General features: G+C 60.2%; 25 protein-coding genes. 10 read left to right on the top strand and 15 right to left on the bottom strand.

Annotated features, from left to right (window positions below; genetic code table 11):
* Nucleotides 1-49: 49 nt before the first annotated feature.
* Entirely contained in the window at nt 50-2,929 is a 2,880-nt protein-coding gene (locus Q1V60_RS14130) for an RHS repeat-associated core domain-containing protein (RefSeq protein WP_300631344.1), read from the bottom strand.
* Nucleotides 2,930-3,001: 72 nt separating this feature from the next.
* Nucleotides 3,002-4,084 (bottom strand): aminopeptidase, encoded by a 1,083-nt coding sequence (locus Q1V60_RS14125; RefSeq protein WP_300631342.1) that lies wholly within the window; start codon nt 4,082-4,084, stop codon nt 3,002-3,004.
* A 116-nt stretch (nt 4,085-4,200) separates the two neighbouring features.
* On the opposite strand from Q1V60_RS14125, the gene Q1V60_RS14120 reads away from it, so the two are divergent.
* On the top strand, nt 4,201-4,623 hold the full coding sequence (locus tag Q1V60_RS14120; protein WP_300631340.1) for a hypothetical protein: 423 nt from the start codon (nt 4,201-4,203) through the stop codon (nt 4,621-4,623).
* Here the strand turns inward: Q1V60_RS14120 and Q1V60_RS14115 are convergent, their stop codons facing one another.
* Both Q1V60_RS14115 and Q1V60_RS14110 read right to left on the bottom strand, forming a co-directional pair.
* Nucleotides 4,624-4,863, bottom strand: coding sequence for a DUF1161 domain-containing protein (locus Q1V60_RS14115; protein WP_003233678.1), 240 nt, complete (start codon nt 4,861-4,863; stop codon nt 4,624-4,626).
* 210 nt (nt 4,864-5,073) lie between these two features.
* Entirely contained in the window at nt 5,074-5,505 is a 432-nt protein-coding gene (locus tag Q1V60_RS14110) for an OsmC family protein (RefSeq protein WP_300631337.1), read from the bottom strand.
* A 215-nt stretch (nt 5,506-5,720) separates the two neighbouring features.
* Here Q1V60_RS14110 and Q1V60_RS14105 point away from each other — a divergent pair, with 215 nt between their 5' ends.
* Nucleotides 5,721-6,722, top strand: a complete 1,002-nt coding sequence (locus tag Q1V60_RS14105) for an LLM class flavin-dependent oxidoreductase (RefSeq protein WP_300631335.1) — start codon at nt 5,721-5,723, stop codon at nt 6,720-6,722.
* A gap of 58 nt (nt 6,723-6,780) precedes the next feature.
* On the opposite strand, the gene Q1V60_RS14100 is transcribed toward Q1V60_RS14105, so the two are convergent.
* Entirely contained in the window at nt 6,781-7,008 is a 228-nt protein-coding gene (locus Q1V60_RS14100) for a DUF1161 domain-containing protein (RefSeq protein WP_300631333.1), read from the bottom strand.
* Nucleotides 7,009-7,123: 115 nt separating this feature from the next.
* Nucleotides 7,124-7,336: a dodecin gene (locus Q1V60_RS14095; protein WP_300631331.1), complete on the bottom strand. Its 213-nt coding sequence runs from the start codon at nt 7,334-7,336 to the stop codon at nt 7,124-7,126.
* Between the two features lie 157 nt (nt 7,337-7,493).
* On the opposite strand from Q1V60_RS14095, the gene Q1V60_RS14090 reads away from it, so the two are divergent.
* Nucleotides 7,494-7,820, top strand: coding sequence for a DUF883 family protein (locus Q1V60_RS14090; RefSeq protein WP_003170746.1), 327 nt, complete (start codon nt 7,494-7,496; stop codon nt 7,818-7,820).
* Here Q1V60_RS14090 and Q1V60_RS14085 read toward each other — a convergent pair.
* Nucleotides 7,817-8,713 (bottom strand): LysR family transcriptional regulator, encoded by an 897-nt coding sequence (locus Q1V60_RS14085; RefSeq protein ID WP_300631327.1) that lies wholly within the window; start codon nt 8,711-8,713, stop codon nt 7,817-7,819. The genes Q1V60_RS14090 and Q1V60_RS14085 overlap by 4 nt on opposite strands.
* Before the next feature lie 110 nt (nt 8,714-8,823).
* Between Q1V60_RS14085 and trpB the strand changes: the two genes are divergently transcribed.
* The 3 genes from trpB to Q1V60_RS14070 all read left to right on the top strand — a co-directional run bounded on the left by trpB (nt 8,824) and on the right by Q1V60_RS14070 (nt 12,687).
* Nucleotides 8,824-10,050, top strand: coding sequence for a tryptophan synthase subunit beta (gene trpB, locus Q1V60_RS14080; protein WP_300631325.1), 1,227 nt, complete (start codon nt 8,824-8,826; stop codon nt 10,048-10,050).
* Nucleotides 10,050-10,859 carry a tryptophan synthase subunit alpha gene (gene trpA / locus Q1V60_RS14075; protein WP_300631323.1) on the top strand — a complete coding sequence of 270 codons (810 nt, stop codon included), beginning with the start codon at nt 10,050-10,052 and terminating at the stop codon, nt 10,857-10,859. Before trpB ends, trpA begins: the two co-directional genes overlap by 1 nt.
* Before the next feature lie 166 nt (nt 10,860-11,025).
* A complete protein-coding gene (locus Q1V60_RS14070; protein WP_300631321.1) occupies nt 11,026-12,687 on the top strand; it encodes a BBE domain-containing protein in 1,662 nt (553 codons plus the stop codon).
* 214 nt (nt 12,688-12,901) lie between these two features.
* Here the strand turns inward: Q1V60_RS14070 and Q1V60_RS14065 are convergent, their stop codons facing one another.
* The 6 genes from Q1V60_RS14065 to Q1V60_RS14040 all read right to left on the bottom strand — a co-directional run bounded on the left by Q1V60_RS14065 (nt 12,902) and on the right by Q1V60_RS14040 (nt 18,642).
* On the bottom strand, nt 12,902-14,206 hold the full coding sequence (locus Q1V60_RS14065) for an MFS transporter (protein WP_300631319.1): 1,305 nt from the start codon (nt 14,204-14,206) through the stop codon (nt 12,902-12,904).
* A 185-nt stretch (nt 14,207-14,391) separates the two neighbouring features.
* Nucleotides 14,392-15,540: a galactonate dehydratase gene (gene dgoD / locus Q1V60_RS14060; protein WP_003170741.1), complete on the bottom strand. Its 1,149-nt coding sequence runs from the start codon at nt 15,538-15,540 to the stop codon at nt 14,392-14,394.
* A 48-nt stretch (nt 15,541-15,588) separates the two neighbouring features.
* Nucleotides 15,589-16,209 carry a 2-dehydro-3-deoxy-6-phosphogalactonate aldolase gene (locus Q1V60_RS14055; RefSeq protein ID WP_300631316.1) on the bottom strand — a complete coding sequence of 207 codons (621 nt, stop codon included), beginning with the start codon at nt 16,207-16,209 and terminating at the stop codon, nt 15,589-15,591.
* Nucleotide 16,210: 1 nt separating this feature from the next.
* Nucleotides 16,211-17,170: a 2-dehydro-3-deoxygalactonokinase gene (locus Q1V60_RS14050; protein ID WP_300631314.1), complete on the bottom strand. Its 960-nt coding sequence runs from the start codon at nt 17,168-17,170 to the stop codon at nt 16,211-16,213.
* A gap of 164 nt (nt 17,171-17,334) precedes the next feature.
* Nucleotides 17,335-17,661, bottom strand: a complete 327-nt coding sequence (locus Q1V60_RS14045; RefSeq protein ID WP_300631312.1) for a DOPA 4,5-dioxygenase family protein — start codon at nt 17,659-17,661, stop codon at nt 17,335-17,337.
* Between the two features lie 30 nt (nt 17,662-17,691).
* Nucleotides 17,692-18,642, bottom strand: coding sequence for a LysR family transcriptional regulator (locus Q1V60_RS14040; RefSeq protein WP_300631310.1), 951 nt, complete (start codon nt 18,640-18,642; stop codon nt 17,692-17,694).
* 103 nt (nt 18,643-18,745) lie between these two features.
* Between Q1V60_RS14040 and betC the strand changes: the two genes are divergently transcribed.
* The 3 genes from betC to Q1V60_RS14025 all read left to right on the top strand — a co-directional run bounded on the left by betC (nt 18,746) and on the right by Q1V60_RS14025 (nt 22,889).
* A complete protein-coding gene (gene betC, locus Q1V60_RS14035) occupies nt 18,746-20,260 on the top strand; it encodes a choline-sulfatase (RefSeq protein WP_300631308.1) in 1,515 nt (504 codons plus the stop codon).
* A gap of 16 nt (nt 20,261-20,276) precedes the next feature.
* Nucleotides 20,277-21,191 carry a choline ABC transporter substrate-binding protein gene (gene choX, locus Q1V60_RS14030; RefSeq protein ID WP_300631306.1) on the top strand — a complete coding sequence of 305 codons (915 nt, stop codon included), beginning with the start codon at nt 20,277-20,279 and terminating at the stop codon, nt 21,189-21,191.
* 138 nt (nt 21,192-21,329) lie between these two features.
* Entirely contained in the window at nt 21,330-22,889 is a 1,560-nt protein-coding gene (locus Q1V60_RS14025) for a SulP family inorganic anion transporter (protein ID WP_300631304.1), read from the top strand.
* A gap of 153 nt (nt 22,890-23,042) precedes the next feature.
* Here Q1V60_RS14025 and aroE read toward each other — a convergent pair whose 3' ends face one another.
* A complete protein-coding gene (gene aroE, locus Q1V60_RS14020; RefSeq protein WP_300631303.1) occupies nt 23,043-23,861 on the bottom strand; it encodes a shikimate dehydrogenase in 819 nt (272 codons plus the stop codon).
* On the bottom strand, nt 23,861-24,793 hold the full coding sequence (hemF, locus tag Q1V60_RS14015; RefSeq protein ID WP_300631302.1) for an oxygen-dependent coproporphyrinogen oxidase: 933 nt from the start codon (nt 24,791-24,793) through the stop codon (nt 23,861-23,863). Before hemF ends, aroE begins: the two co-directional genes overlap by 1 nt.
* Nucleotides 24,794-24,951: 158 nt before the next feature.
* On the opposite strand from hemF, the gene Q1V60_RS14010 reads away from it, so the two are divergent.
* Nucleotides 24,952-25,929 (top strand): NADPH:quinone reductase, encoded by a 978-nt coding sequence (locus Q1V60_RS14010; protein ID WP_300631301.1) that lies wholly within the window; start codon nt 24,952-24,954, stop codon nt 25,927-25,929.
* Nucleotides 25,930-26,055 lie beyond the last annotated feature (126 nt).

Below are 26,055 nucleotides of genomic sequence, written 5' to 3'. Positions count from 1 at the left end.
GACTGGAAAGTGGCAATGAATCAATTTGCGATCCTGTACGGAGACCGATTTACCAGACCGAGCTGGTAAAACAACGGCCTGCCTGACGGCAGGCCCTAACCAGCCCGAACACAAAAAAACTGATACTCCCGTAATCGGTTTTATTGAGGTGCAATGCGCCCAACAAGGAAAAATAGTGAGCGTTGACCTCGGCATTCAGGTCCATTGAAATGCCCTTTGCGTGCAGCTCATTCAAGAAGGCCGGCAGCGTCATCTCGGTGGCCGCACTGCCGCCCTCATCGTGAGTGTCCAGCGCACTGTGCGTTACTTCATGAATGAAAGTATGGGCAATTTCTTCTACAGAAGAGCGTTCCAGAAAACTTCGCTGAAAATACATCAGTCGCTTTAAACCTGTCGTTGTCAGCCTGCCGGAATCCAATGTATTTCTGGCAGTAACAGCCTGGACGCTGCTTCTGCCCTGATAGTGTTCCATGACACTTATCCTGTTTAAATTGCCATGGAAATAGTTAACCGCCGACATGGTTTCCCGCAGATGACTCGCGCCTTGCTGCGCGCCCAAAAAAAACAATTCATTAAGCTGTCTTAATTCTGTGGCGTTAGCAGGATCGTTCATCGCGGCATACGCTGCATTCAACAGACCAGAAGCTGCCTGCGCACCCGCTACGAACTTTCTATAAGAGGGCGACCCCACCCAACCTGAATGGGTGAGTTCCTCCGAAACGGCTCGTACCGCCGCGACACCCACACCGCCCACCACGAATGTGCCAAACGTATTCGTACCCCCCGCGAGGCCCGTCAGATACGCCCCCGACGCAGCAAGCGAGCCAAGCACCATCCCCTGCCCAACCCCTCTGAGCAAATCAAATCCAAAATTTGGAAACCGACCACCACCTGCCGAACTCCAGTCCGTGGGCAGCGATGTAATCATCCCTTGACGGTCAACCCTGCTCATAGGGTTGTTATGAACCATCACATATTGATTCAGTCCGTCTAGCACCCCCGCCGGGTCCGGGCTGATCCAACGTTGCAACCAGGGGGCGTAATAACGCAATCCGTAGTAATACAGCCCAGTAGCGTCGCGCTCCTTGCCACCGTAGCGTTGAATTTTGTAACTGGCCTCAACGGCACTTCTCGCCGCCCAACAGGCAGTGCCGCCAAACGGGTAGTAACTTTCTTGACTGATCAGTCGCACCTTTTCATCCAGCTCCAAGGTGCTGTTGCCCAAGTGGTCCGACAGGTTGTATCGAACGCAATTGTTCTCAAGACCAGAAGGACGTCCTTTTTCCCATTGAAGTATTCGCACGCTGTAGCGACCGAATTCAATATTCAAGACATTCAGCCATTCTCCACTGGCGCTGTCGCGCCGTACCTCCAGCCCCGGCAGATAGCGCACCTCTGCGCGATGAGTGAGCGCACGCGCCTGGGTCAGGCTACTTTTTATCACTCGCTGGCCGCCAGCATCATAGCCATACAGCTCTTCGTCATTGGCTGCATCGTCGCGGGCCACCAGAGCAACACTGACCAGCCGGTTAGACACATCCCAGTTTAGAGTCTGTCCACGCCCGAGTTGCTGCTGGTTGCCATTGAGATCAAAACCCTTGCCCAACCCCGGGGGCTCAAGGGCTGGGTGTGTACTGGGCAGACTCTGGTTTCCGAAACTCGCCACGTTCATCGTTCGCGTGTAACCGCTCCCGCTGCTGGGCACGTGCTGCAGCTTCTCCAGGTTGCCATCAGCGTCGTAGGTATAAGTCCGGGTGTAGTTGCGCCACAGGCTATCGTCTGCGACGCCGAATGCCGCCCGCATCGGCAGCGCCGGCCCACCGGTATTCTGCGCATTCTCGCGCCCGCTGGCCCGGACCAGTTGATATAAGGTGTCGTATTCATAGCGGCTGACAGCCGCGACCTGAGCGTTGCTTGACCACTGGATAGGTTGGGCTGCATCGGCGACCTGGATGATATTGCCGACGTGGTCGTAGGTGTATGTCAGATCTTGCAAAAGCTCTTTCTTCGCCCCGTTGCGATACGACGACAATCGCTCCAGACGCTGGCTGCGTGCGTCATAACTCCACTCGCTTACCACGCCGTTGCTGGCACGTTGCGCCGTTATCTGACCACTGGCGTTGTAGACGGCCCCATCCGCGATGACCTGACGAATGCCGCCTGCCAAGGTAATACCGACCTCCAATAGCTCACCAGTGCTTCCATAACGACTGTCCTTCACATTGCGTTTTGCATCTACCTGCTGAAGTTCTTCCCCTAGTGCACTGAAGTGCCAGGACGTCACGAACTCTTCATCCTGCAATAAAGCTTCTCGTCGTGCGGGCTGCAATGGCCAGTTCACCGTCGCAATGTCCCGAAGAAAGCGCCGGCCCTGCCTCACGACATGACCCTGCAAGTCATACTGCTCAAAGCGCGTCCTGGTGCAATGCCCGTCATGCAACACCAATCGACCGCAACGATTATTCACAGCCTCAGCAGTTGAACCACCTGCGTATTCCAGCCTCTCGACACAACATTCGGATAAGTCATCCGCCGCGTGTTCAAACACCGCCAAGGGCCGCATCGAAGCATCATATTCACACTTACGATGCGTGCCGCGACCGTCCCAGCGGTGCACCCATTGACCTGCGACGCCTAGTAAGGTCAACCGCCAGCCCTCATCCGGGCTATCGCTGTAGATTGACTGACCACTCAGGCTGTAGACCATCACACGACAAGCTTTTTTCGCCCCTGCCGAGCCACTTGCCATCGACTGACGTGGCCCGTACTGCTCCAGGACGAAACCTGCTGAGCTGAACACTTGACGGCTGATACGCGCCTCGACCACGACTTGAGCCGTCGGCCGGTGATAAGCGACCGTGCGCACAGCCAGCCCGCGGGGATCGGTCGCCATTAACGTTGGAGTGTTTTGATGAAGGAGTGGAGGCATAAGGACAACCCGAGACTGTAAAGATCGGGAAATCCTACTGAGCGCGTCTCAGAGCAGTGCACTACGTAGATATTACTTGTATCTGGTAGCGTCAAACGTCATCCGCGCATCCATGCCCTGTCCATTCATCAATTGCCTTAAACGGGCCTTGCGCTCCTGCGAAGCCAAACCTCCCAACCCTTGCACCGCTCGATAAAACTCATCCCAATGCCCGCCATGCTGCCGAAACAACGCCGCAAACGCCGGGACCCATTGGTCATACAGCCCGAATGGCAACAGCCGCGCATTGTTCATCGGTTGGTTGATCCAGGCGTCATAACGCGTGTCGCCGCCCCACTGGCTGTCGCGCATCCGGCGATACTCAATGCGCAGGCGTTCAAATTCCGCCGCCTTGGCCTGTCGCATGGTTTCGCGCGCCAGAGGCCGTGCATAGAGGGTTTCCAAGCGTTGGCGGGTATCGAGGATCAGCTGGATAAACTGGTCGCGCTGCCTCAACGTCACGTTGCTCAGCGGCGCCAGGCCACGGTATGCACGCCATTGCCGGGCGCCTTCCTGCTCGACGAACGTGGCGAATGACTCATTGAATTCCGTATCGTCTTTCACATAGAAACGCTGATGCGCCAGCTCATGGAAGATCAGCGTAGCCAGGCGCTCATCGCCCCAGTTCATCATCGAACTGATGATCGGGTCGTTGAACCAGCCCAACGTCGAATAGGCTTCGACGCCGCCAATCGACACGTCCATGCCTTGCTGGCGCAACAATGCCGCCTCGCCACGCGCCGCACCCTGGTTGTAATAGCCGCGATAGGCGACGCAACCGGCGATGGGGAAGCAGTGGTTTTCAGGAGATAGAGAAAATTCCTGCGTGGCGAAGACATTCCAGACCACATAGGGTCGGCCAATATCGGCGTATAGCCGGTAGCTTTGATTGTCCGGCAAGTGCAGCCGTTCGCTGGCGAACGCGCGGGCTTTCTGGGACTGAACGAGATGCTCGCGCAACGATTGGGGACGGGCTGGGTCGGCGATCACCTCGGCAACCGGTTCCCGCGCCCGCAGCAGGTGCCACTGGCCACTCGCCAACTGGCTGTAATAGCTGACGCTGGAGCAGCCGCCGAGCAGCACAACCATCACCCCTGCAAGAAAATACCTGATCATGCCGCCACTGCTCCTGGGTGATGTGTTCGCCGGACTGCTGCGCTTGAAATGAAGTTGAATTTTCCATGCGCTGGCGTGTTTATACTCAAAATATCTCCTCGCGTTGAGTACCTGCCATGCGCCAGTTTCTGTATCCCCTCGCCGCCGTGCTGCTCAGCGCTTGCGCATCGACGCCGGTGCCCCCCGTCGACCCGCAGCAAGCCTGGGTAGACTTCACCACGCCGACACCGGGCGCCAAATTAGTCATGGCCCAGCGCCTGGACGGGAAATACCTCGACGACGGGCGCTTTTTCCAAATGCCGCCCGGGCCCCACGAACTGATGGTGCGCTTCGACTTCGAAGTACCCGCAGGCGGTGGTTTGGGGGGGCTCAGCCAGATGATGTATCGAACCTGCTTCATGACCTTGCAGTACGACCGGTTTCAGGCCGGCCAACGCTATGTACTGGAAGGGCGCTCATTGGCCTTCACGCCCAACATCCGCCTGTATGACTCGGCGCGTCAGTTGCTGGCCGAAGAGCGCAGCGTGAACTGCATCTGATCAGTCGTTGTTCTTCTGATAGATGATGCGTTTGGTGCCGTTTTCGCACGAGCCGACAATCATGGCGCTGTCATGATTCTTGGCTTCTTCGGCCGTGATGATTTCCAGGGTGTAGGACGGAATCGCCTTGGCCTGGATGTTTACTTCGATTTCCTTCCTGAGCTCTTCACAATCTTTTGGCGCGGCCACGGCCGATGTGGCCAATACACCGCAGATGATTGCCAAAGCAAAACGTTTCATGTGTGTAGCTCCCTAATGCATTGCGCACGGATGTGCGTCTAGGCTGCATAGGCTATAGGACCACATCTGGGAAACACGAGTTCTGATTTAACGCAGAACTAAAGCGCGAAGCGGGCTTGCTCACGAATGCGCAGTGCCAGTCACAGAAGATGTCGACTGTTCCACCGCATTCGCGGGCAAGCCCGCTTCCACACGAGGGGTGCCGCTGTATCAGCTAACCAGCGTGGCATCCAGGGTGATGGTTGCATTCAGCACTTTGGATACCGGGCATCCTTCCTTGGCCTTTTTGCTCAGTTCGTCGAACTGGGCCTGGCTGGCGCCCGGGATCTTGGCTTTGAGAATCAGATTCACTGCAGTAATCGCAAAGCCGCCCTCGACCTGGTCCAGGGTCACTTCGGCCTGGGTGTCGATGCTGTCAGCCTTAAGGCCCGCATCGCCGAGAATCATGGAAAACGCCATGGAGAAACAGCCGGCATGGGCCGCACCGATCAGCTCTTCAGGGTTGGTACCCTTGCCGCCTTCGAAACGGGCCTTGAAGCCGTAGGGCGCTTCGCGCAACACGCCAGTCTCCGTGGAAATGGAGCCCAGGCCAGTCTTCAGATCACCTTCCCAATGCGCGGATGCCTTTTTAACGATACTCATAGCTTTCTCCTCGAACGGTGGTTTTGCGTTAGTAAGGTTCTGAGGATAGACGCCATGGCAAAGTTCATCCTGTCGGAAAAACCTACTAATTAAGTAGGAAGTTTCATGACCGCTATTGAATCTCGGGTATATGCCCTCATTGCATAGACCATGCACATGAAGCGGCAGGTTTTGGTTCGTTCAAGAAGCCTGCGCCCCTATTGGAGAAGCAGGCTATGAAATCGCTGTCCGACGTGAAGTTTTCGACCCTTGACCTGGTGCCCGTACGCGCCAATGGCAGCCCGGCACAATCGCTGCGCAATTCCCTGGACCTTGCCCAACACGTGGAAAAGCTCGGCTATAACCGTTTTTGGGTGGCTGAACACCATAATATGGACGGTATCGCCAGCTCGGCCACGTCGGTGTTGCTCGGCTATCTGGCCGGCGGGACGTCGACTATCCGTGTCGGCTCCGGCGGGGTGATGCTGCCCAATCACGCTCCGCTGGTGATCGCCGAACAGTTCGGCACCCTGGAAAGTTTATATCCCGGCCGCATCGACCTGGGCCTGGGCCGCGCGCCCGGCTCCGACCAGATGACCGCCCGCGCGCTGCGCCGTGAACGCTCCGGCAGTGCCGACGACTTCCCTGAAGACGTGGCCGAGCTGATGGCCTACCTCGGCCCACGCACGCCCGACCAACGGGTGATCGCGGTACCGGGCACCGGCACCAACGTACCGGTATGGCTACTGGGCTCGAGCCTGTTCAGCGCGCAATTGGCCGGTGAGCGTGGCTTGCCCTACGCCTTCGCCTCGCATTTCGCACCGCGCCTGATGCATGAAGCGATTCGTGTGTACCGCAATCACTTCAAGCCGTCGGCCGTGCTGGACAAGCCCTACGTAATGCTCGGCATTCCGCTGGTCGCCGCCGACACCGATGAACAGGCCGAGTACCTGGCCACCTCGGTGTACCAGCGCATCCTCGCGCTGATGCGTGGGCAAAGCCTGGTGCAGCGCCCGCCGGTAAAAACCATGGACGGCTTGTGGCTGCCCCACGAAAAAGAGGCAGTGGGCAGTTTCCTCGGCTTGGCGATGGTGGGCAGTCCGGAGAAGATCCGCGCCAAACTGCAGGTGCTGATCGAACAGACCGGCGCCGATGAATTGATCTTTACCTGCGACCTGTACGAGCACGCTGATCGGATTCATTCCTACGAACTGCTGGCGCAGGTGATGAAGGGCTGAACCCCAGGCAAAAAAAACCGACGCGCCTGCGTCGGTTTTTTATGTCTGCAACACGGGATTAACTGCGTTTGTAGACGATTTCCTTGGTGCCGCCTTCACAGCTACCCACTACCTGTTGGCCATCGGCCGCAGCACCTTTATCCACTACTTCCAGCGAATAACCCGAAGCGCCCTTGGCGTCGATTTTCGCGGCAATTTCGCTTTTCAGATCTTCGCAAGGCTTGCCCGCCGCCAGGGCCGTGCCTGCGATGCTCAACAAACCTGCCGCTAACAGAAACTTCTTCATCCGATACTTTCCTTGCGCTGGTCAAAAAGAGCGTGCCGACGCTTACAAGTGAGGGCACGCGTTGTGTAGCGCAGGTTATGGCAATCGGCCAGCGATCAAAGTTCCACGCGCCGGATCAACTGGTGGCAATTCGGAATCCCACCTTCAGCGTGACCTGATAGTGCGCGACCTTGCCGTCCTCGATATGCCCCCGCGTTTCAGTCACTTCAAACCATTCCAGATGCTTGAGGCTCTTGCTGGCTTCGGCCAGGGCGTTCTGGATCGCATCTTCGATGGTGGTGGTGGACGAACCTACCAGTTCGACTTTCTTGTAGGTGTGATTACTCATGGCGTTTCTCCTGTGGGTCATCAATCAAGACTAGCAGCGAATATTCGTACTGCTTGAGGCGACCGCTCGGCCACGAAAGTTCAGATTTAATGCACTTTCTGAAGCGGCCGCAGTCGGTATCTACACACGCCACTCAATCACTTCAGGAGATGTCCACATGGCCAACACTTCTTTACGCAAAGCGTCGCTGGAAAGCATGGAAGCCGAGATTTCGAGCCTGCTCAAATCCCTTGAGAGCCTCAAGGACGACGCATCCGATGAGTCGCGCAAAACGCTGAAGGCCCTGAAAAGCAATGCCGAGAATGCCCTCAAGCACTCTCGCCACCTGATCAGCGATGCCTACGAAGAAAGCAAAGTCAAAATCCGCGAAACCGGTGTTGCGACTCGCGACTACGCACAAGAGCACCCGTGGACCACTGCCGGTGTCGCTGTAGGCGCACTGGGCCTGCTGGCCGCTTACCTGCTGTGCAAACGCGGCGACTAAACGGGTTGGCGCATAAGCTCTGCCTTGAGCCACTGCGCCAACTGCCCGGCGCGCCCGTCAGCGGCGCGCTTGGGTAGCCACAGCGCCAGGTGCGCCGGGGTTTCACTGAAGCCCCACGGCGCCACCAGGCGACCCGCTCGCAGGTCCTCTGCCACCAGCGGTTCTGGCGCAATCGCCACCCCCAATCCTGCCACCGCCGCTTCCAGCAAATAATACAAATGCTCAAAACCCTGCCCGAGTTTCAATGCGCCGGGCTCGATCCCGTGTTGCCGCGCCCAACTGGGCCAGGCTTGCGGGCGTGACGTGGTGTGCAGCAGCGCTTCGCCACACAAGGCAGAAGCAGGCGCGTGACGCATGCTTGCGTGACCGGCAAATCGCGGACTCATCACAGGGCCGATCCGCTCGCTTGCCAGCTCATACACCTGCATGTCGGCCGGCCAAGGTGGCTCGGCGAATACCAGCAGGGCGTCCAGCCCTGGACGACGCGGGTCCAGATCGCCTTCGCCTGCCGACAGGTGTAAACGCAAGTCGGGCAGGTCGGCATTCAAGCGCCCCAGGCGCGGGATAAACCAGCGCGCCAGCAAGCTGCCTGAACAACCGAGCACAAACGGCGCATCGGCGCCGTGTTGGGTGAGTTCGGCGCACACGCCACGTAAGCGATCAAAGGCCTCGGCACTTGCATCACGCAACCTGGCCCCTGCATCTGTGAGTTTAAGGCCACGCCCCTCCTTGATGAACAGGCTGACACGCAGGTGCTCTTCAAGCACTTTTAACTGGCGACTGACTGCGCCATGGGTGACATGCAACTGCTCGGCAGCCTGGCTGACGCTGCTGAGGCGGGCGGTGGCTTCAAACGCGCGCAGCGCATTGAGAGGCGGAAGGTCTCGGCTCATGTGTGAGTTTTCCTGACAGGTCGCGGCGATCTTATCGGTTTTCAGCCTGGAGCGGCAGGGGTAGAGTGGACCTCATTGTTTCCCGCACCCATTCTTTCCTGGAGCGTCCCATGACTCAGTCCCAGACCGATCTTCGCAACGGCCCCGACGTCAACGGCCTGTTTGGCGCGTTTGGCGGCCGCTACGTCGCTGAAACCTTGATGCCGTTGATCCTTGAGCTGGCCCGTGAATACGAAGCAGCCAAGATCGATCCGTCTTTCAATGAAGAATTGGCCTACTTCCAGCGCGATTACGTCGGCCGCCCAAGCCCGCTGTACTTCGCTGAACGTCTGACTGAGTTCTGCGGTGGCGCCAAGATCTACCTCAAGCGCGAAGAGCTGAACCATACCGGCGCACACAAGATCAACAATTGCATCGGCCAGATCCTGCTGGCACGGCGCATGGGCAAGAAACGCATCATCGCCGAGACCGGCGCCGGCATGCACGGCGTGGCCACTGCCACCGTTGCCGCGCGCTTTGGCCTGCAATGCGTGATCTACATGGGCACCACCGACATCGAGCGCCAACAGGCCAACGTGTTTCGCATGAAGCTGCTGGGCGCGGAGGTGATCCCGGTGGTCGCCGGCACCGGCACCCTCAAAGACGCAATGAACGAAGCCCTGCGTGACTGGGTGACCAATGTCGACAGCACCTTCTACCTGATCGGCACCGTGGCCGGCCCGCACCCGTACCCGGCGATGGTGCGCGATTTCCAGGCCGTCATCGGCAAGGAAACCCGCGACCAGTTGCAAGCCCAGGAAGGCCGCCTGCCGGACAGCCTGGTGGCGTGCATCGGCGGCGGCTCCAACGCCATGGGCTTGTTCCACCCGTTCCTGGATGACACCAGCGTGGAGATCATCGGCGTTGAAGCGGCCGGCCATGGCATCGAAACCGGCAAGCACGCCGCCAGCCTCAACGGCGGGGTACCCGGTGTATTGCACGGCAACCGCACCTTCCTGCTGCAGGACGATGACGGTCAGATCATCGACGCCCACTCGATTTCCGCAGGCCTGGACTACCCCGGCATCGGCCCTGAACACGCCTGGTTGCACGACATCGGCCGCGTCCAATACACCTCGGTGACTGACGATGAAGCCCTTGAGGCATTCCACAAGTGCTGCCGCCTGGAAGGGATTATTCCGGCGCTGGAAAGCGCCCACGCCCTGGCTGAAGTATTCAAACGCGCACCGGGCCTGCCAAAGGATCACTTGATGGTGATCAACCTGTCCGGCCGTGGCGACAAAGACATGCAGACCGTCATGCATCATATGGAACAGTCTCAGCAGGAGAAACATTGATGAGCCGCCTGCAAACGCGCTTCGCCGAACTCAAGGAACAAAACCGCGCCGCCCTGGTGACCTTCGTCACCGCAGGCGACCCGGGCTATGACGCCTCGCTGGCGATCCTCAAAGGCCTGCCCGCCGCCGGTGCCGACGTGATCGAGTTGGGCATGCCCTTCACCGACCCGATGGCCGACGGCCCGGCCATCCAATTGGCCAACATCCGCGCGCTGGAAGCCAAGCAGAACCTGGCGAAAACCCTGCAAATGGTTCGCGAGTTCCGCAAAGACAACAACGATACGCCGCTGGTGTTGATGGGCTATTTCAACCCGATCCACAAATATGGCGTGCCTGGGTTTATTGCCGACGCCAAAGCAGCCGGTGTAGACGGCCTGATCGTGGTGGACATGCCACCTGAACATAACGGCGAGCTGTGCGATCCGGCGCAGGCGGCGGGTATCGATTTTATCCGCCTGACCACGCCGACCACGGACGACGTACGTCTGCCGACGGTGCTCAATGGCAGCTCGGGCTTTGTGTACTACGTGTCGGTAGCGGGTGTGACCGGTGCCGGTGCGGCGACCCTGGAGCACGTCGAAGAGGCCGTGACGCGCTTGCGTCGCCATACCGACCTGCCAATCAGCATCGGCTTCGGTATCCGTACTCCGGAGCAAGCGGCGGCCATCGCGCGCTTGGCGGACGGTGTGGTGGTGGGTTCTGCGCTGATTGATCATATCGCCAGCGCCGGCAGCGAACAGCAGGCGATCGATGGTGTATTGAGCCATTGCGCGGCGCTGTCCGAAGGCGTGCGTAACGCCCGTCGGTAAGGGCGTCTGCTTGTATTCTTGCGCTAGGCTTGTGGGGTGACATTGGTCACGCCACAAGCACTTCATGCCTATTGCCGTCTAACTGCTCTGCAAGCCCCGCATTACTTGCCTCCCGGTCGTTAAGTTAGCTGCATCAGAAGTCATTCTTGGCTCTCGGGAGTACATCATGGCATTTGATCTCATTACCTCTTCAGACCCCCGTCACTCAACCTTGCAGAAAGGCTTCAACCTGCGCTGGCCGCTGGGCAATGTGCAGGGCGAGTCGTCGGCCAACGGCGCGGCGCGCATCTACATCTGTCACAGCCCCCAAGACATCATCGACGCGGCCGCCGAGGCGCTGGCGGTCGCCCACGGCCGTATAACGGTTCGAAGCGGTGGTCACTGCTACGAAGGTTTCGTTTCCAACACAATGCCCGGCAACAGCGACGAGATACTGTCGATTCTGGACATCAGCCCCCTCAACCAAGTGGCCTACGCCGCCGATGGGCAACTGGCGTCCGAGCTGGTGCCCGCGCGGCCTGAGCGCTACAGCTTTCGCCTGGAGGCCGGGGCGCAGAATTGGGATGCCTACGTCAGGTTGTACAAGCTGGCCAATAAAACGCTGCCAGGCGGTTCGTGCTATTCGGTGGGCCTGGGCGGGCATATTTGCGGCGGCGGCTATGGGTTGCTGTCGCGCAAACACGGCCTGGTGTGCGACTGGCTGCAGGCTGTGGACATGTTGGTGCCCAACGCACAAGGCACGGGCCTGGAGCCGGTGCATGTCTCGCGTGACAGCGCAGCCCCTGACGAGCTCGACCTCTTCGCGGCGTGCTGCGGCGCGGGCGGCGGTCAATTCGGCATCATCACCAGTTACTACTTTAAGGCATTGCCCGAGGCGCCAAAAGAAGTGCTCTGGCTGGCGCTGGAATGGGATTGGTCGCTGCTGACCGAGAAGTCCAGGCTCGACGGCCTGCTTATCGCTTACCAGGACTGGTTCGCCCGCAACCAAAGCAATCCGGACACGTGGGGACTGGCCACCAAACTGGAAATGCGCCATCAGCACACCGGTAATGTGACCCTAGGCATCCACTATGTGGATCGGGACGGAGGGCTCGAGGACCAGGCCCCTTTCGAAGATTTCGTCACCACCATGCTCGATGCCATTGGCTTGCCCGCGACCGAATGCCTGGTGCCGTTTTACGTCGTGCATAGGCCAAGCGGTGGTGCGCGCGGGCGTAGTATCAGGGCTTTGGCGGACGCGCTGGCGGCCACGCGACGCCTGGATTGGCTGGTGTGCCAGCAGACCTTGAATGGTTCGGGGGACAATTTACGCGGGCGCTACAAATCTGCGTATCAAAAGGGTGAATTCACGCCCCAGGTGCTCCAGGCGATCTGGGACACGCTGCACTTGGACGACCCCGATGAACACTTGACCCAGAGCCTGATACAAATCCAGTCGTTTGGCGGGCGTATCAACGAGGCTGCGGCGGCGGTGCGCAAAGAGTCGTCGGCCTCCCAGCGCTCGTCCTATCTGAAGTGGCAACCGCAATGTTATTGGCAGGATGCCGGCGAGGCGGCGGACCAGGCACACGCCCGATGGATTCAGGGACTGTTTTTCAACGCCTTCGCCAATGATCATGGGGTGCCGCTCAATGATCAGTTCGAGGGCTGCTACATCAACTACCCGGACCTCGACATGACCCATGTCGGCGGCAACCCGGCCAATCCGAAAAACCCCTACTGGTACAAGATTTTCGTGCCTGACCTCATGATCGAAAGCCGCCTGCGCCGCACCAAGCGGCGCTGGGACCCGCACAATATGTTCCGCAACGAAATGTCCGTGCCATAAACGCTGAAAAAAAGGCGACCTTACGGTTAATGCCAGTCAGTTAAGGAGGAGCGCTTTACCGTGGCGAGGGAGCTTGCTCGCGCTGGACTGCGCAGCAGTCCCATTTTCAGGGGCCGCATCGCCGCCCAGCGGGAGCAAGCTCCCTCGCCACAGGCCGACGGTTGCCTGCTCTAGCGCTTAACCGACTGGCATTGGACCTTTCGGTCGCCTGATTTCACAGTTCAATGCGCTCGACCTTGCCCACCAGCAGCACGTAGGAAAGCGCGCCAAGCAACGCCAGCACTGCGATATAGGTGATCGCCGGCGCAAACGAATCACCGCTGGCGAGGAAACCGATCACGATCGGCGTGGCAATGGCCGACAGGTTGCCGATGAAGTTGAACACGCCACCGGTCAGCCCCAACAAGCGCGCAGGTGCAAGCGTCGACACCAGCGACCAGGTGATCGACGCCAGGCCATTGCCGAAAAACGCTACCGCCAGGAAGGCAATCACCCAGGCTGTGGAGTCCACGTAGTTGGCACCGATGATCGCGGTGGAAATTAGCAGCCCGCCAATGATCGGCAATTTGCGCGCAAAGCCCACCGAGGCGCCTCGGCGAATCAGCCAGTCGGAAAAAATCCCGGAGCACAGCACGCCGACGAACGCCGCCAGAAACGGCAGCGAAGCGAGCAGGCCGGACTTGATGAAGTCCATGCCGCGATACTTCACCAGGTAGGTCGGAAACCAGGTCAGGAAAAACCACAGGGTGGAGTTCAGGCAAAACTGCCCCAGGTAGATGCCCCACAATTTGCGCTTGCTCAGCACGATGCCCAGGTCGACCCAACTGAACGGCGCCTTGGCCGTTTGTGCCTGCATATCCACCAGGCCGCCGCCATCACGGATCAATTGGATTTCCGCCGCGTTGGCGCCTTTGAAATCCTTGGGCTCGCGGTAAACGGCATACCAGATCACCGCCCACAAAATGCCGACGCCACCGGTGGCGACGAACACCATGTGCCAGCCGAACGCATGCTGCAGCCAGGCCAGCACGGGGGTGAGAAACGCCAGCCCGACGAACTGTCCGGAGGTGTAGACGCCAATCGCCGTCGCGCGCTCGCGCTCGGGAAACCAGGTGGTCACGACCCGGCTGTTGATCGGATAGGCAGGAGCTTCCAGGGCGCCAACCGCCATGCGCAACACGAACAACGCGATGAAGCTTGCGGCAAAGCCGAGCATTACGGTGGCGATGGACCACAGCAGCAGGGCGACGGTGTAGAGAATGCGCGGGGGAACACGGTCCACCAACCAGCCGCCAGGAATCTGCATCGCGGCGTAGGTCCAGCCGAACGCCGAGAAAATCAGCCCGACATGTACCGGGTCGATGCCCAGCTCGCTGGTCAGCGCAGGGGCGGCAATCGACAGGTTGCTGCGGTCGAGGTAGTTGATCACCACGGTGATGAACAACAGCACCATGATGAAGAAGCGCTTTCGGCTAGGCGTGACTAAAGAAGCCTGTCCGGTGAGGGATTCAGGGTGCATGGGGGGTGCCTCTTCTTGTGTTTATTGAGGTCGGAAATTGAGCTGACTGAAGAAACCGGATCAAACTGCGGGAGCGGGCTTGCTCGCGAAGGCGGCGAATCAGCCAGCGAATAAGCCGCCTGACAGACAGCTTTCGCGAGCAAGCCCGCTCCCACAGTGTTTAACCGCATTTCACCAGGCTGCTATCACCACTCGGCGAAACTGCCATCGGCGTGACGCCAGATCGGGTTGCGCCAGCGGTGGCCAATGGCGGCGCGCTCGATCACGTATTCCTCGTTGATCTCAATGCCCAGGCCCGGCCCGTTGGGAATCTTTACAAACCCCTGGTCATAATCGAACACACCCGGGTCGCGCACGTAGTCGAGCAGGTCGTTGCTCTCGTTGTAGTGAATGCCCAGGCTTTGTTCCTGGATAAACGCGTTGTAGCAAACCGCATCCAATTGCAGGCAGGCCGCCAGGGCAATCGGGCCCAGCGGGCAGTGCAGGGCCAGGGCCACATCGTAGGCTTCGGCCATGTTGGCGATCTTGCGGGTTTCGGTAATGCCGCCGGCGTGGGAAGCATCCGGCTGGATGATGTCGACGTAGCCTTCACTGAGGACCCGCTTGAAGTCCCAGCGCGAGAACAGACGCTCGCCCAAGGCAATCGGGGTGCTGGTCAGCGGCGCCAGTTCCTTGAGGGCCTCGTAGTTTTCGCTGAGCACCGGTTCTTCGATGAACATCAGCTTGTACGGGTCCAGTTCCTTCATCAGCACCTTGGCCATGGGCTTGTGCACGCGGCCATGGAAGTCCACGCCGATGCCCACGTTGGGGCCGACCGCATCGCGCACGGCAGCGACGTTAGCCAGGGCCAGGTCGACTTTTTCGAAGCTGTCGACGAACTGCAATTCTTCGGTGCCGTTCATTTTCACCGCAGTGAAACCACGCGCCACCGCCTCTTTGGCGGCGCGGGCCGTGTCCGCCGGGCGGTCGCCACCGATCCACGAATACACGCGGATCTTGTCACGCACCTGGCCACCCAGCAGGTCGCTGACGGAAACGCCCAGGGCCTTGCCCTTGATGTCCCACAGTGCCTGGTCGATACCGGCGAGGGCGCTCATGTGCACAGCGCCACCGCGGTAGAAACCGCCGCGGTAGAGCACGGTCCAGATGTCTTCGATATTGCGTGGGTCTTTACCGATCAGGTAGTCGGACAATTCTTCGACGGCAGCGGCCACGGTGTGGGCGCGACCCTCGACCACGGGCTCACCCCAGCCGGTAACGCCCTGGTCGGTTTCGACCTTGAGGAAGCACCAGCGCGGCGGGACGATGAAGGTCGTCAGTTTGGTGATTTTCATCTGTTGTCTCTCTTATAGATGCGGCGCCAGCAGGCGCGAAACTTGAAATCAGCTCAGGGCTTTCCAGGCAGCGACATAAGCCTGGGCGCGGCTCGCAACCTGCTCTACGGACATACCCGGTTTGAACAATCCGGACCCCAGCCCGAAGCCTTTGGCACCGGCGTCGGTGAACACCTGCATGTTGTCCGGGGTGATACCGCCTACCGGTAGCAACAACGTACCCGCCGGCAATACCGCGAGCCACGCCTTGATCACCGCCGGGCCCATTTGCTCGGCCGGGAACAGCTTCAATACATCGGCGCCCTCGGCCAGTGCGGCAAAGGCTTCGGTCGGCGTGGCGACGCCCGGCGACAGATACAAGCCCGCCGCTTTCGCCGCACGCAATACCTTGGCATCGCTGTGAGGCATGACGATCACTTGGCCGCCAGCGGCTTTGACCTGCTCGACCTGCTCGGGCGTCAGCACCGTGCCGGCACCGATCAGGCAATCGGCGGGCAGGCTGTCGCGCAGGGTACGGATGCTGGTGTACGGGTCCGGCGAGTTCAGCGGCACTTCGATTACGCGAAAACCGGCCTGGTACAGCGCCTGGCCGATGGCTTCGGCTTCGTCCGGGCGCACACCGCGCAGGATCGCGATCAAACCGTTTTGTGCGAGTGCTCTTTTGAGCATGTCAGGCCTCCGTTACAGGTTGAGTGAGCCCGGCCGCCACGGCCAGTTGCCACAAGCCGCGTTCGGTGGCTTCCTGCGCCAAACTGACGTGGGCGAAGCCGCACAGCGCAAGGGCGCGTTGATAGCGAGCGCAGAGGGCAGCGGCGCCGACCAGGATGATCGGCTTGCGTTTTGCGCTGTCGGGTAAACCGGCGAGTTCATGGCCGATCAACAGGCCGGACAGGTAGTCGGGCTGCTGTTCAGGCGTGAGTTCGGCGGTCAGGCCGAGGGTGCGCGCACTGAACAAGGTCGAGAGCACGCCGCGTTGGCCGTCTGCCGAAAGCGCCACATGCACGCCTCGGTCAAACGCCTCGGTCTGAAAATGTTCGGATGGTTTCTGGGTACGCCCCAGGAGACTGTGCTGGCTCAATACCGCGAACAGCTCGCCGGTCATGAACGTGTCGAAGTGAGTGATGCACCCCTCGACCACCTCGACCCATTTGGAATGGCTGCCCGGCAGGCCGATCAGCACTTCGCTCGCAAGCCCCTGCAACACACCGAGCACCTGGGTTTCTTCGCCGCGCATCACATTGGGCAGGCCGACCTGTTCGATCACGCCCGGCACGATATGCACATCGATGCCACGCACGCTGCGCACCTTATGCAGCGCCTGGCCGAGGCTGGCCACATCAACCGGGGTGTTGCGATAAGTCGCTTCGCTCCAACCCTGTGCGCTGCCGACCATGCCGCAGGCAATCACCGGCAGCTCGGGCTGGGCGTCGAGCCAATCGCCACAGGCGGTATCGAATGCCAACTCAAAGCCATTGCTGCAGCGAACACCGGCAATGTCACGCGGTTCGCTGGGCAAATGCATGATGCCCGACGCCAGTGAGCGTTGTTCCAGCACAACCCCGGCGGGGCCTAGTTTGTAAGCACGAAGGGAACTGGTTCCCCAATCGAGCGCGATCAATTGCGCCTGCATCGCTTCACCTGAAATGAGTGGGTGCTGAAAAAAGCAGATGGGCGAATATAAACCTATGCTTTGCAATATCTCAATATATAAATATCAGTCCCATATAGTGGGAGAGTGGCGCATAAAGTCCTACGCCTTCTTGGGAAAGTGCGGCTTGCGTACGCTTGAACAGTTTAAAAAGCCGACAGATCCAGCTCGCGCATCGCGCCCATCCAGATCGCGTAATCAGTGTGATCTTTCAGGTCATCGCCGGTTTCGGGGTGCAGGAACACCACCAGACCGTTGCGATGCAGCGCCAGCCACGGCAGCACCACGCCAATGTATTCCGGCTCGAACGCCAACTGGCAGCTCCAGTCCGGGTGCGGGCCCACGGCAAGCTCATGCACACGCCCCATGCGCAGCGGGAACAGCGCCGCCGCGTCTTCACACAAGGTGCGTGCCTGGTCGAGGGTGCTGGCGTCGAAGTAGATATGGGCGTGATAGCCCTTGATACGTTGCATGACGGACTCCGGTTCCACTGTGCGCCGATCCTAGACCGCAATCGACGGCAGGGCCAGCCCGGTCAATGACTGCGCGCTGCTGGCCTGCTCCGCCACCAACCAGTCGACAAAGCGTTCGACCAACTGCCCGCGACGCTTGCGCTGGGGCTGCACCACGTAATAGCCGAAGCGCGAGACCACCGTGTCGCTGATCGGCCTGCACAGCCAATTCTGCTCCAGCAGGTTATCCACCAAGTGCCGCCAGCCGATCGCGACGCCCTGGCCGGCAATTGCCGCTTGAATCAGCAGCGTGTAATTGTCGAAACGCAATTGGCCAGGGGTTGGCGCGGTGCTGATACCCAGCTCGCGAAACACACCGGCCCAGTCGAACCATTGGCTGTTGTTTTCCTGGCGCAGGTGCAGCAAGGGGTAGTCCGCCAGGGTCTGCACCGTCAGCGCGTTGGCTTGGCTCTTGAGCCACTGCGGGCTGCACACCGGAAACACCTGCTCGTTGAACAGCCAAAGGCTGTCGCCTTGCTTGAAGCGTCCGTCACCAAACAGCACCGCCACGTCGATGTCGCTGCGCAGGCTGGCGTGGTTGCGCTCGCTGGTCACCAGGCTCACGTCGACCTGCGGGTTGGCCTCGTGAAAACGATGCAGGCGCGGCATCAGCCAATAGGCGGCGAAGGCGAAGTCGGTGGCCACTTGCAGCACTTCGTGCTGGTCCTGCTGGGTGACGGTGCTCAGGCCGACGTTGATGGTTTGCAGGCCGGCTTGAACGTGTTCGAAGAGCAGGGCGCCGGCGTCGGTCAATTCGATGCCACGGTAGATGCGGTCGAACAAGCGGATCGCCAGTTGCTCTTCAAGCCGTTTGATCTGCTGGCTGATGGCCGGTTGGGTGGTGCCCAGCTCCATCGCGGCGGCGGTAAAACTGCGCTGGCGCGCAGCCGCTTCGAATGCGCGCAGCAGGTCGAGGGAGAGGTCACCAAGCGCTTCATACATAAGCTGTGCTTATCCTAGGCATTGTTCTTCATGGGCTTTACCACGTGTTCAGCGGGCCGCATGCTCATTGGCATAAACACCGCCTATGGAATGCCGAGAAACCATGAAGCGCAAGAACATTCTTTTCATCATGGCCGATCAAATGACCGCGCCGATGCTGCCGTTCTACGGACCTTCCCCGATCAAGCTGCCGAACCTGAGCCGCCTCGCCGAACAGGGCGTGGTCTTCGACGCCGCCTACTGCAACAGTCCGCTGTGCGCGCCTTCGCGCTTTACCCTGGTCAGCGGGCAGCTGCCGAGCAAGATTGGCGCCTATGACAACGCGGCGGATTTTCCCGCCGATGTGCCCACGTACGCCCACTATCTGCGTCGCCTCGGCTACCGCACCGCGCTGTCGGGCAAGATGCATTTCTGCGGGCCCGACCAGTTGCACGGCTATGAGGAGCGTCTGACCAGCGACATCTACCCGGCGGACTACGGTTGGGCGGTGAACTGGGATGAGCCGGATGTGCGCCCCACCTGGTATCACAACATGGCCTCGGTGCTGCAAGCCGGGCCATGCGTGCGCACCAATCAGCTGGATTTCGACGAAGAGGTGGTGTTCAAGGCCCAGCAATACCTGTTCGATCATATCCGCGAGGACGGCGCCCAACCGTTCTGCCTTACCGTGTCGATGACCCATCCCCACGACCCGTACACCATTACAAAACCGTTCTGGGACCTCTACGACGACAACGACATCCCCTTGCCCGCAACGCCGGCACAGGACGAGCTTGACCCGCATTCCCAGCGTTTGCTCAAGGTTTATGACCTGTGGGACAAGCCGCTGCCTGTGGATAAGATCCGCGATGCGCGCCGTGCCTACTTCGGCGCGTGCAGCTATATCGACAGCAACGTCGGCAAGCTGCTGCAGACCCTGGAAGATACGGGCCTGGCCGATGACACCATCATCATCTTCTCCGGCGATCACGGGGACATGCTTGGTGAACGTGGCCTCTGGTACAAAATGCACTGGTTCGAAATGGCCGCCCGCGTGCCGCTGTTGGTCAGTGCGCCGGGGCAATTTGCGGCGCACCGTGTGACCCAGGCCGTCTCGACGGCCGACCTGTTGCCCACCCTGGTGGAGTTGGCCGGCGGCGAGCTGGACCCGCGCCTGCCCCTGGATGGCCGCTCGCTGCTGCCGCACCTGCAAGGCCAGGGCGGGCACGACGAAGTGTTTGGCGAGTACATGGCCGAAGGCACTATCAGCCCGCTGATGATGATTCGCCGAGGCGCCTATAAATTCATCTACAGCGAAGACGACCCTTGCCTGTTGTTCGATGTGCACAACGACCCGCACGAACGGGAGAACCTCAGCCAGTCGCCGCAACATCGGCCACTGTTCGAGGCGTTTTTGAATGAGGCGCGGGCCAAATGGGACATCCCGGCGATCCATCAGCAGGTGCTCGCCAGCCAACGCCGCCGTCGCCTGGTATTCGAGTCACTGACCCAGGGCAAGCTCAAGAGCTGGGACCACCAGCCACTGGTGGATGCCAGTCAGCAGTACATGCGCAACCATATCGACCTCGATGACCTGGAGCGCAAGGCACGTTATCCACAACCCTGCCAAAACCAATAAATAAAGAGGGAAGGCCATGCAAAAGTTAACGGTAGTGCTGGGCGTTCTGGCGTTGAGCAGCGCCAACGCATACGCAGACGCCCGTTGTGAAACGGTGAGAATGGCCGACCCCGGCTGGAGCGACATTGCGGCGACCAACGCCATCACCGGTTTTCTGCTGACCGGCATGGGCTACAAGGCCAAGGTCGACACCCTGGCAGTGCCGATTACCTTTGGCGGGCTCAAGGATGGCCAGGTCGACGTGTTCATGGGCAACTGGATGCCGGCCCAGCAAGGCTTCTATGACAAGTTCGTGGCCAATGGCGATGTCGTGCAGTTGGCCAAGAACCTCGACGGTACCGAGTTCACCCTCGCCGTACCGGACTATGTGTGGGACGCCGGCGTGCATGACTTTGCCGACTTGAATACATTTGCCGACAAGTTCGACAAGAAGATCTACGGCATCGGCTCCGGCGCACCGGCAAATATCTCGTTGCAGGAGATCATTAAAAAGAATGACTTTGATCTCGGCCAATGGAAGCTGATCGAGTCGAGTGAACAGGCGATGCTCGCCGAAGTCTCGCGAGCGGTGAAGAAACAGCGCTTCGTCACCTTCCTCGGCTGGACGCCGCATCCCATGAACGTGCAGCTCAAAATGCGCTACCTCAAAGGCGGCGAACAGTATTTTGGCAGCACCGGCAGCGTCTACACCTTGACCCGCAAGGGCTATGCGCAGGCCTGCCCGAACGTGGGAAAACTGCTGACCAACCTGAGTTTCACCCAGGACATGGAAAACAGCATCATGGCTGACGTGGCGAACAATAAGGTCAGCAATGCGGATGCGGCGAAGGCTTGGATCAAGGCTAATCCGGCGGTGTTGGATAAATGGCTGGAGGGCGTAAAAACCCTGGACGGCAAGGAGGCGTTGCCGGCGGTAAAAGCCAAACTGTAAAGCCAACCGCTGATCCGTATGGGGGCTGGCTTGCCTGCGATAGCATCACCGCGGTTTGTCTGTACACCGTGGCGTCGGCATTGCAGGCAAGCCAGCTCCCCTGATACGCTGGCTAACTTTTTTATATCCGAGTCTGCGATGCCCCGGCTTACGCTTTTCCCTTTCCTCAACTGGCTCCCACGCCAAACTCGCGCCAGCGTCGGCCGGGATGCCATTGTCGGCCTCAGCGGCGCAGTACTCGCGCTGCCGCAGTCGATTGCCTACGCTTTGATCGCCGGGCTCCCACCCGAATACGGACTGTACGCGGCCATTATCCCGGTGTTGATCGCTTGCCTGTGGGGCTCGTCCTGGCACCTGATCTGCGGTCCTACAGCGGCGATCTCCATCGTGCTCTACGCCAGTATCAGCCCGCTGGCGGTGCCGGGTTCCCAGGATTACATCACCTTGATCCTGCTGCTGACCTTCCTCGCCGGGGTGTTTCAGTGGTTGCTGGGCATGCTGCGCTTCGGCGCGCTGGTGAATTTCGTCTCCCATTCCGTGGTACTCGGTTTCACCCTGGGCGCTGCGGTCGTGATCGCCCTCGGCCAGTTGCCTAACCTGCTGGGGCTGGATCTTCCGAGCCAGGCCACCGCCATCGACAGCCTGCTGGCGCTGATTGAGCATGCCGGCGGGTGGGACCATGCCTCGCTCGCCCTGGGCCTGGGCACCTTGCTGGTGGGCGCGCTGCTCAAATACCTGATGCCACGCTGGCCGACGCTGTTGATCGCCCTGGCCCTGGGCAGCCTCGCCACATGGCTGTGGCCGGGGCTGTTCGGGCATGTGGCGCTGGTCAGTTCATTTATCGGCAAGCTGCCGCCCTTGCGCCCGTTGCCAATGGACCTGGATACCATCCTGCGCCTGCTGCCGAGCGCCGTGGCGGTGGGCATGTTGGGGCTGGTGACCAGCCTGTCGATTGCCCGTTCGCTGTCGACCCGTTCGCAGCAATTGCTCGATGCGAATCAGGAAGTTCGTGCCCAGGGCTTATCCAATATCATCGGCGGATTTTTCTCCGGGTATTTGTCGGCAGGTTCCTTCACCCGTTCCGGCCTCAGTTATGAAGCGGGTGCCCGCTCGCCACTGGCCGGCGTGTTTTCGGCGCTCTGGGTGGCACTGTTCGCACTGTTTGGCGCCGGGCTGATCGCACATATTCCGATTCCAAGCATGGCGGCGAGCATTCTGTTGATCTGTTGGGGCCTGGTGGACCACCGAGGCATTCGCGCGTTGTTCCGCGTGAGCCGCGCCGAATTCGTGGTGATGGGCCTGACGTGTGTCGCCACCTTGTTGCTGGAACTGCAAACGGCGATTTACGCGGGAGTACTCGCGTCGCTGTTTTTCTACCTCAAGCGCACCTCGCAACCCCGTGTTCAGCAATGGCGCGACGGTGACGAGGATGTATTGCGAGTGGGGGGCTCGATCTTTTTTGGCGCCAGCCATTACCTGCAAGTGCGCCTGCAACGGTTGCAGGGCGAGCGAGTGGTGATCGAGGCGCAGCAGATCAACTTTATCGACTACTCCGGGGTGGAGATGCTGCACCAGGAAGCGCGGCGGTTGCAGGGCCTGGGACGCAGTTTGACGTTGCGCGGGGCCCGGCCGCACGTGGTGGATGAGTTGAAGAAGCTGGAAGGGCCAGACAAGTGCCCCATTCATTTCGAAGACTGAATTTGTCGAAGAGGGACTTGTGCTCTGTAGAAGCGAGCTTGCTCGCGAAAAACTTACGGGCGCCGCGTTCATTCAGAAAGCACGCGTTATCGTTGACGTTTTTTCGCGAGCAAGCTCGCTCCTACAGAACAGCCCACCTCAGTTTTATGCGTGTCAGGCCAATAGCCTGCGCAACTCAGCCAACACCGGGGCAGACGCCGGGCGCACACCGCGCCACAGGCAGAACGCTTCGGCCGCCTGTTCAACCAGCATGCCCAGGCCGTCCATCGCTACCGCTGCGCCCTGTTCAGTTGCCCAGCGGCAGAAGGCGGTCGGCTCCTTGGCGTACATCATGTCGTAGCAGAACGTCTTGCCCGGTTCGATCAAACTGCCCGCAATCGGCGGTACGTCGCCTGTCAGGCTGGCGGAGGTGGCGTTGATAATCACGTCCACCGGCTCGCGCAGCCAATCGAAACCACTGGCGGACACCGGCCCCATGTCGTCGAACAGCTCGGCCAGCGCTTCGGCTTTTTCCACGGTGCGATTGGCGATAATCAGCGAGGCTGGCTGCTCTGCCAGCAACGGTTCCAACACGCCGCGTACCGCGCCACCAGCACCCAACAGCAGGATGCGCTTGCCTTGCAGGTTCAGCCCGGCGTTTACCTTCAGGTCGCGCACCAAGCCTGCGCCATCCGTGTTATCACCCAGCAACGTGCCATCTGCCAGCTTGCTCAGGGTATTCACCGCACCGGCGCGTTGAGCGCGCTCGGTGAGGGTGTCGGCCAGCCGGAAAGCGTCTTCCTTGAACGGCACGGTGACATTCGCACCACGGCCGTGTTGAAAGAACTCACGGGCACAACCGGTGAAATCCTCCAGCGGCGCGAGCAGTGTGCTGTAGTCCAGTTGCTCACCGGTCTGCTCGGCGAACATGCGGTGAATCAACGGCGACTTGCTATGGCTGATCGGGTTGCCGAATACGACATAGCGATCCATCACACAACCGCCTTGGGCACGGTCAGGCCAAGCCAGTCCCGGTCTTGCAGAAAATAGTCGGTAAGGCGCGCTTCGTCGCTGCCGGCCTCGGCTTTCCAGTCGTAGCTCCAGCGCACCTGAGGCGGCAGCGACATCAGGATCGACTCGGTACGCCCGCCCGATTGCAGACCAAACAGGGTGCCACGGTCATACACCAGGTTGAATTCAACGTAGCGGCCCCGGCGGAACTCCTGGAACCGGCGCTGCTGTTCGGTATAGGCCATCGCCTGGCGGCGTTGCACGATCGGCAGGTAGGCGTCGATGTAGGCATCACCGATGGCGCGAATGAAGGCAAAGCAGGTGTCGAAGCCCCACTCGTTCAAATCATCGAAAAACAGGCCGCCGATGCCACGCGGCTCGTTGCGGTGCTTGATATGGAAATAGGTGTCGCACCAGGCTTTATAACGCGCGTAAACGTCCGCGCCGAACGGCGCACAGGCCTGCTCGGCCACGCGATGCCAGTGGATGCAATCCTCTTCATTGCCGTAATAGGGCGTCAGGTCAAAGCCGCCACCAAACCACCACACCGGCTCTTCGCCTTCTTTTTCAGCAGTGAAAAAGCGCACATTGGCGTGGGAAGTCGGCACGTGAGGGTTATGGGGATGGATCACCAGCGACACACCCAGCGCCTCGAAGCCGCGACCGGCCAGTTCGGGGCGGTGTGCACTGGCCGACGGAGGCAAGCCGCTGCCGAACACGTGGGAAAAATTAACGCCGCCTTTTTCGATGACCGAACCGTTTTCAATCACGCGGGTGCGGCCGCCGCCGCCGGCAGGCCGGGTCCAGGCGTCTTCGATAAAGCGAGTGTCCGTCTCAAAGGTTTCCAGGGCGCTGCAAATGCGGTCTTGCAGGTCAAGCAGGTAGGCTTTAACAGCCTCGGTGCGGGTAGTCATGGCATCACCTTGAATCGGGCAAAGCTACGCGAGGCCATTGGGCATCGGCGGCAAATGGGCGCACAGGATACCACCGCACCCGGTGCCGTCGCAGTTGACGAAGATCAAGCTTAGGAGTCCGATAGGGACCTTCGTATATGCGTCCCAAGGAGAAAGTAATGGCCAAACGTATCCAGTTCAGCGCCCATGGCGGCCCCGACGTGCTCGAATATGTGGACTACACGCCAGCGGAGCCTGGCCCACAGCAGGTACGGGTGCGCAACGAAGCCATTGGCCTGAACTTCATCGACACTTACTTTCGCAGTGGCCTTTACGCCCCCCCTGCTTTGCCATCGGGACTGGGCGCAGAGGGCGCGGGCGTGGTCGATGCTGTGGGCAGTGACGTCAGCCAATTCAAGGTTGGCGACCGCGTGGCCTATGGCAGCGGCCCGCTGGGCGCCTACAGCCAGTTGCATGTGTTGCCCGCCGCCAATCTGGTGCATCTGCCAGACGACATCAGCTTCGAACAGGCCGCCGGCGCCATGCTCAAGGGCCTGACCGTGCAGTACCTGTTGCGCCAGACTTATGAGCTGAAGGGCGGCGAAACCATTTTGTTCCACGCCGCAGCCGGCGGCGTGGGGTCCCTGGCCTGCCAATGGGCCAAGGCGTTGGGCGTCAAATTGATCGGTACCGTGAGCTCAGCGGAGAAAGCCGCACTGGCCAAATCCCTCGGCGCCTGGGAAACAATCGACTACAGCAAGGAAGATGTCGCACAACGCGTGTTGGAATTAACTGACGGCAAAAAGGTACCGGTGGTGTATGACGGCGTCGGCAAGGACACCTGGCTGGCCTCGCTGGACAGCGTGGCACCCCGTGGGTTGGTGGTGAGCTTTGGCAATGCGTCGGGCGCGGTGGACGGGGTGAACCTCGGGATTCTGGCGGCAAAGGGTTCGGTGTATGTCACCCGGCCGACGCTGGCGACCTACGCGAGTAATCCGAAGGACTTGCAGGCGATGGCCGACGATCTGTTCTCAATGATCAAGAGCGGCAAGGTGCGCATTGATATCAACCAGCGTTACTCCCTGGCCGAGGCGGCGAAGGCGCATACCGAGTTGTCGGGGCGGCGCACGACGGGGTCAACCATTCTGCTGCCTTAAGCCTTAAGGAAGCCATCGCGGGCAAGCCCTAATGCCAGTCAGTTAAGACAGAACCGGTCCCTGTGGCGAGGGAGCTTGCTCCCGCTGGACTGCGTAGCAGTCCCATTTTTGGGGCCGCTTCGCGCC

The sequence above is a fragment of the Pseudomonas sp. genome, assembly GCF_030147005.1.
Lineage (GTDB): Bacteria > Pseudomonadota > Gammaproteobacteria > Pseudomonadales > Pseudomonadaceae > Aquipseudomonas.
Note: the sequence above shows the minus strand (reverse complement) of the source record. Positions and strands in the feature narration are given on the sequence as shown.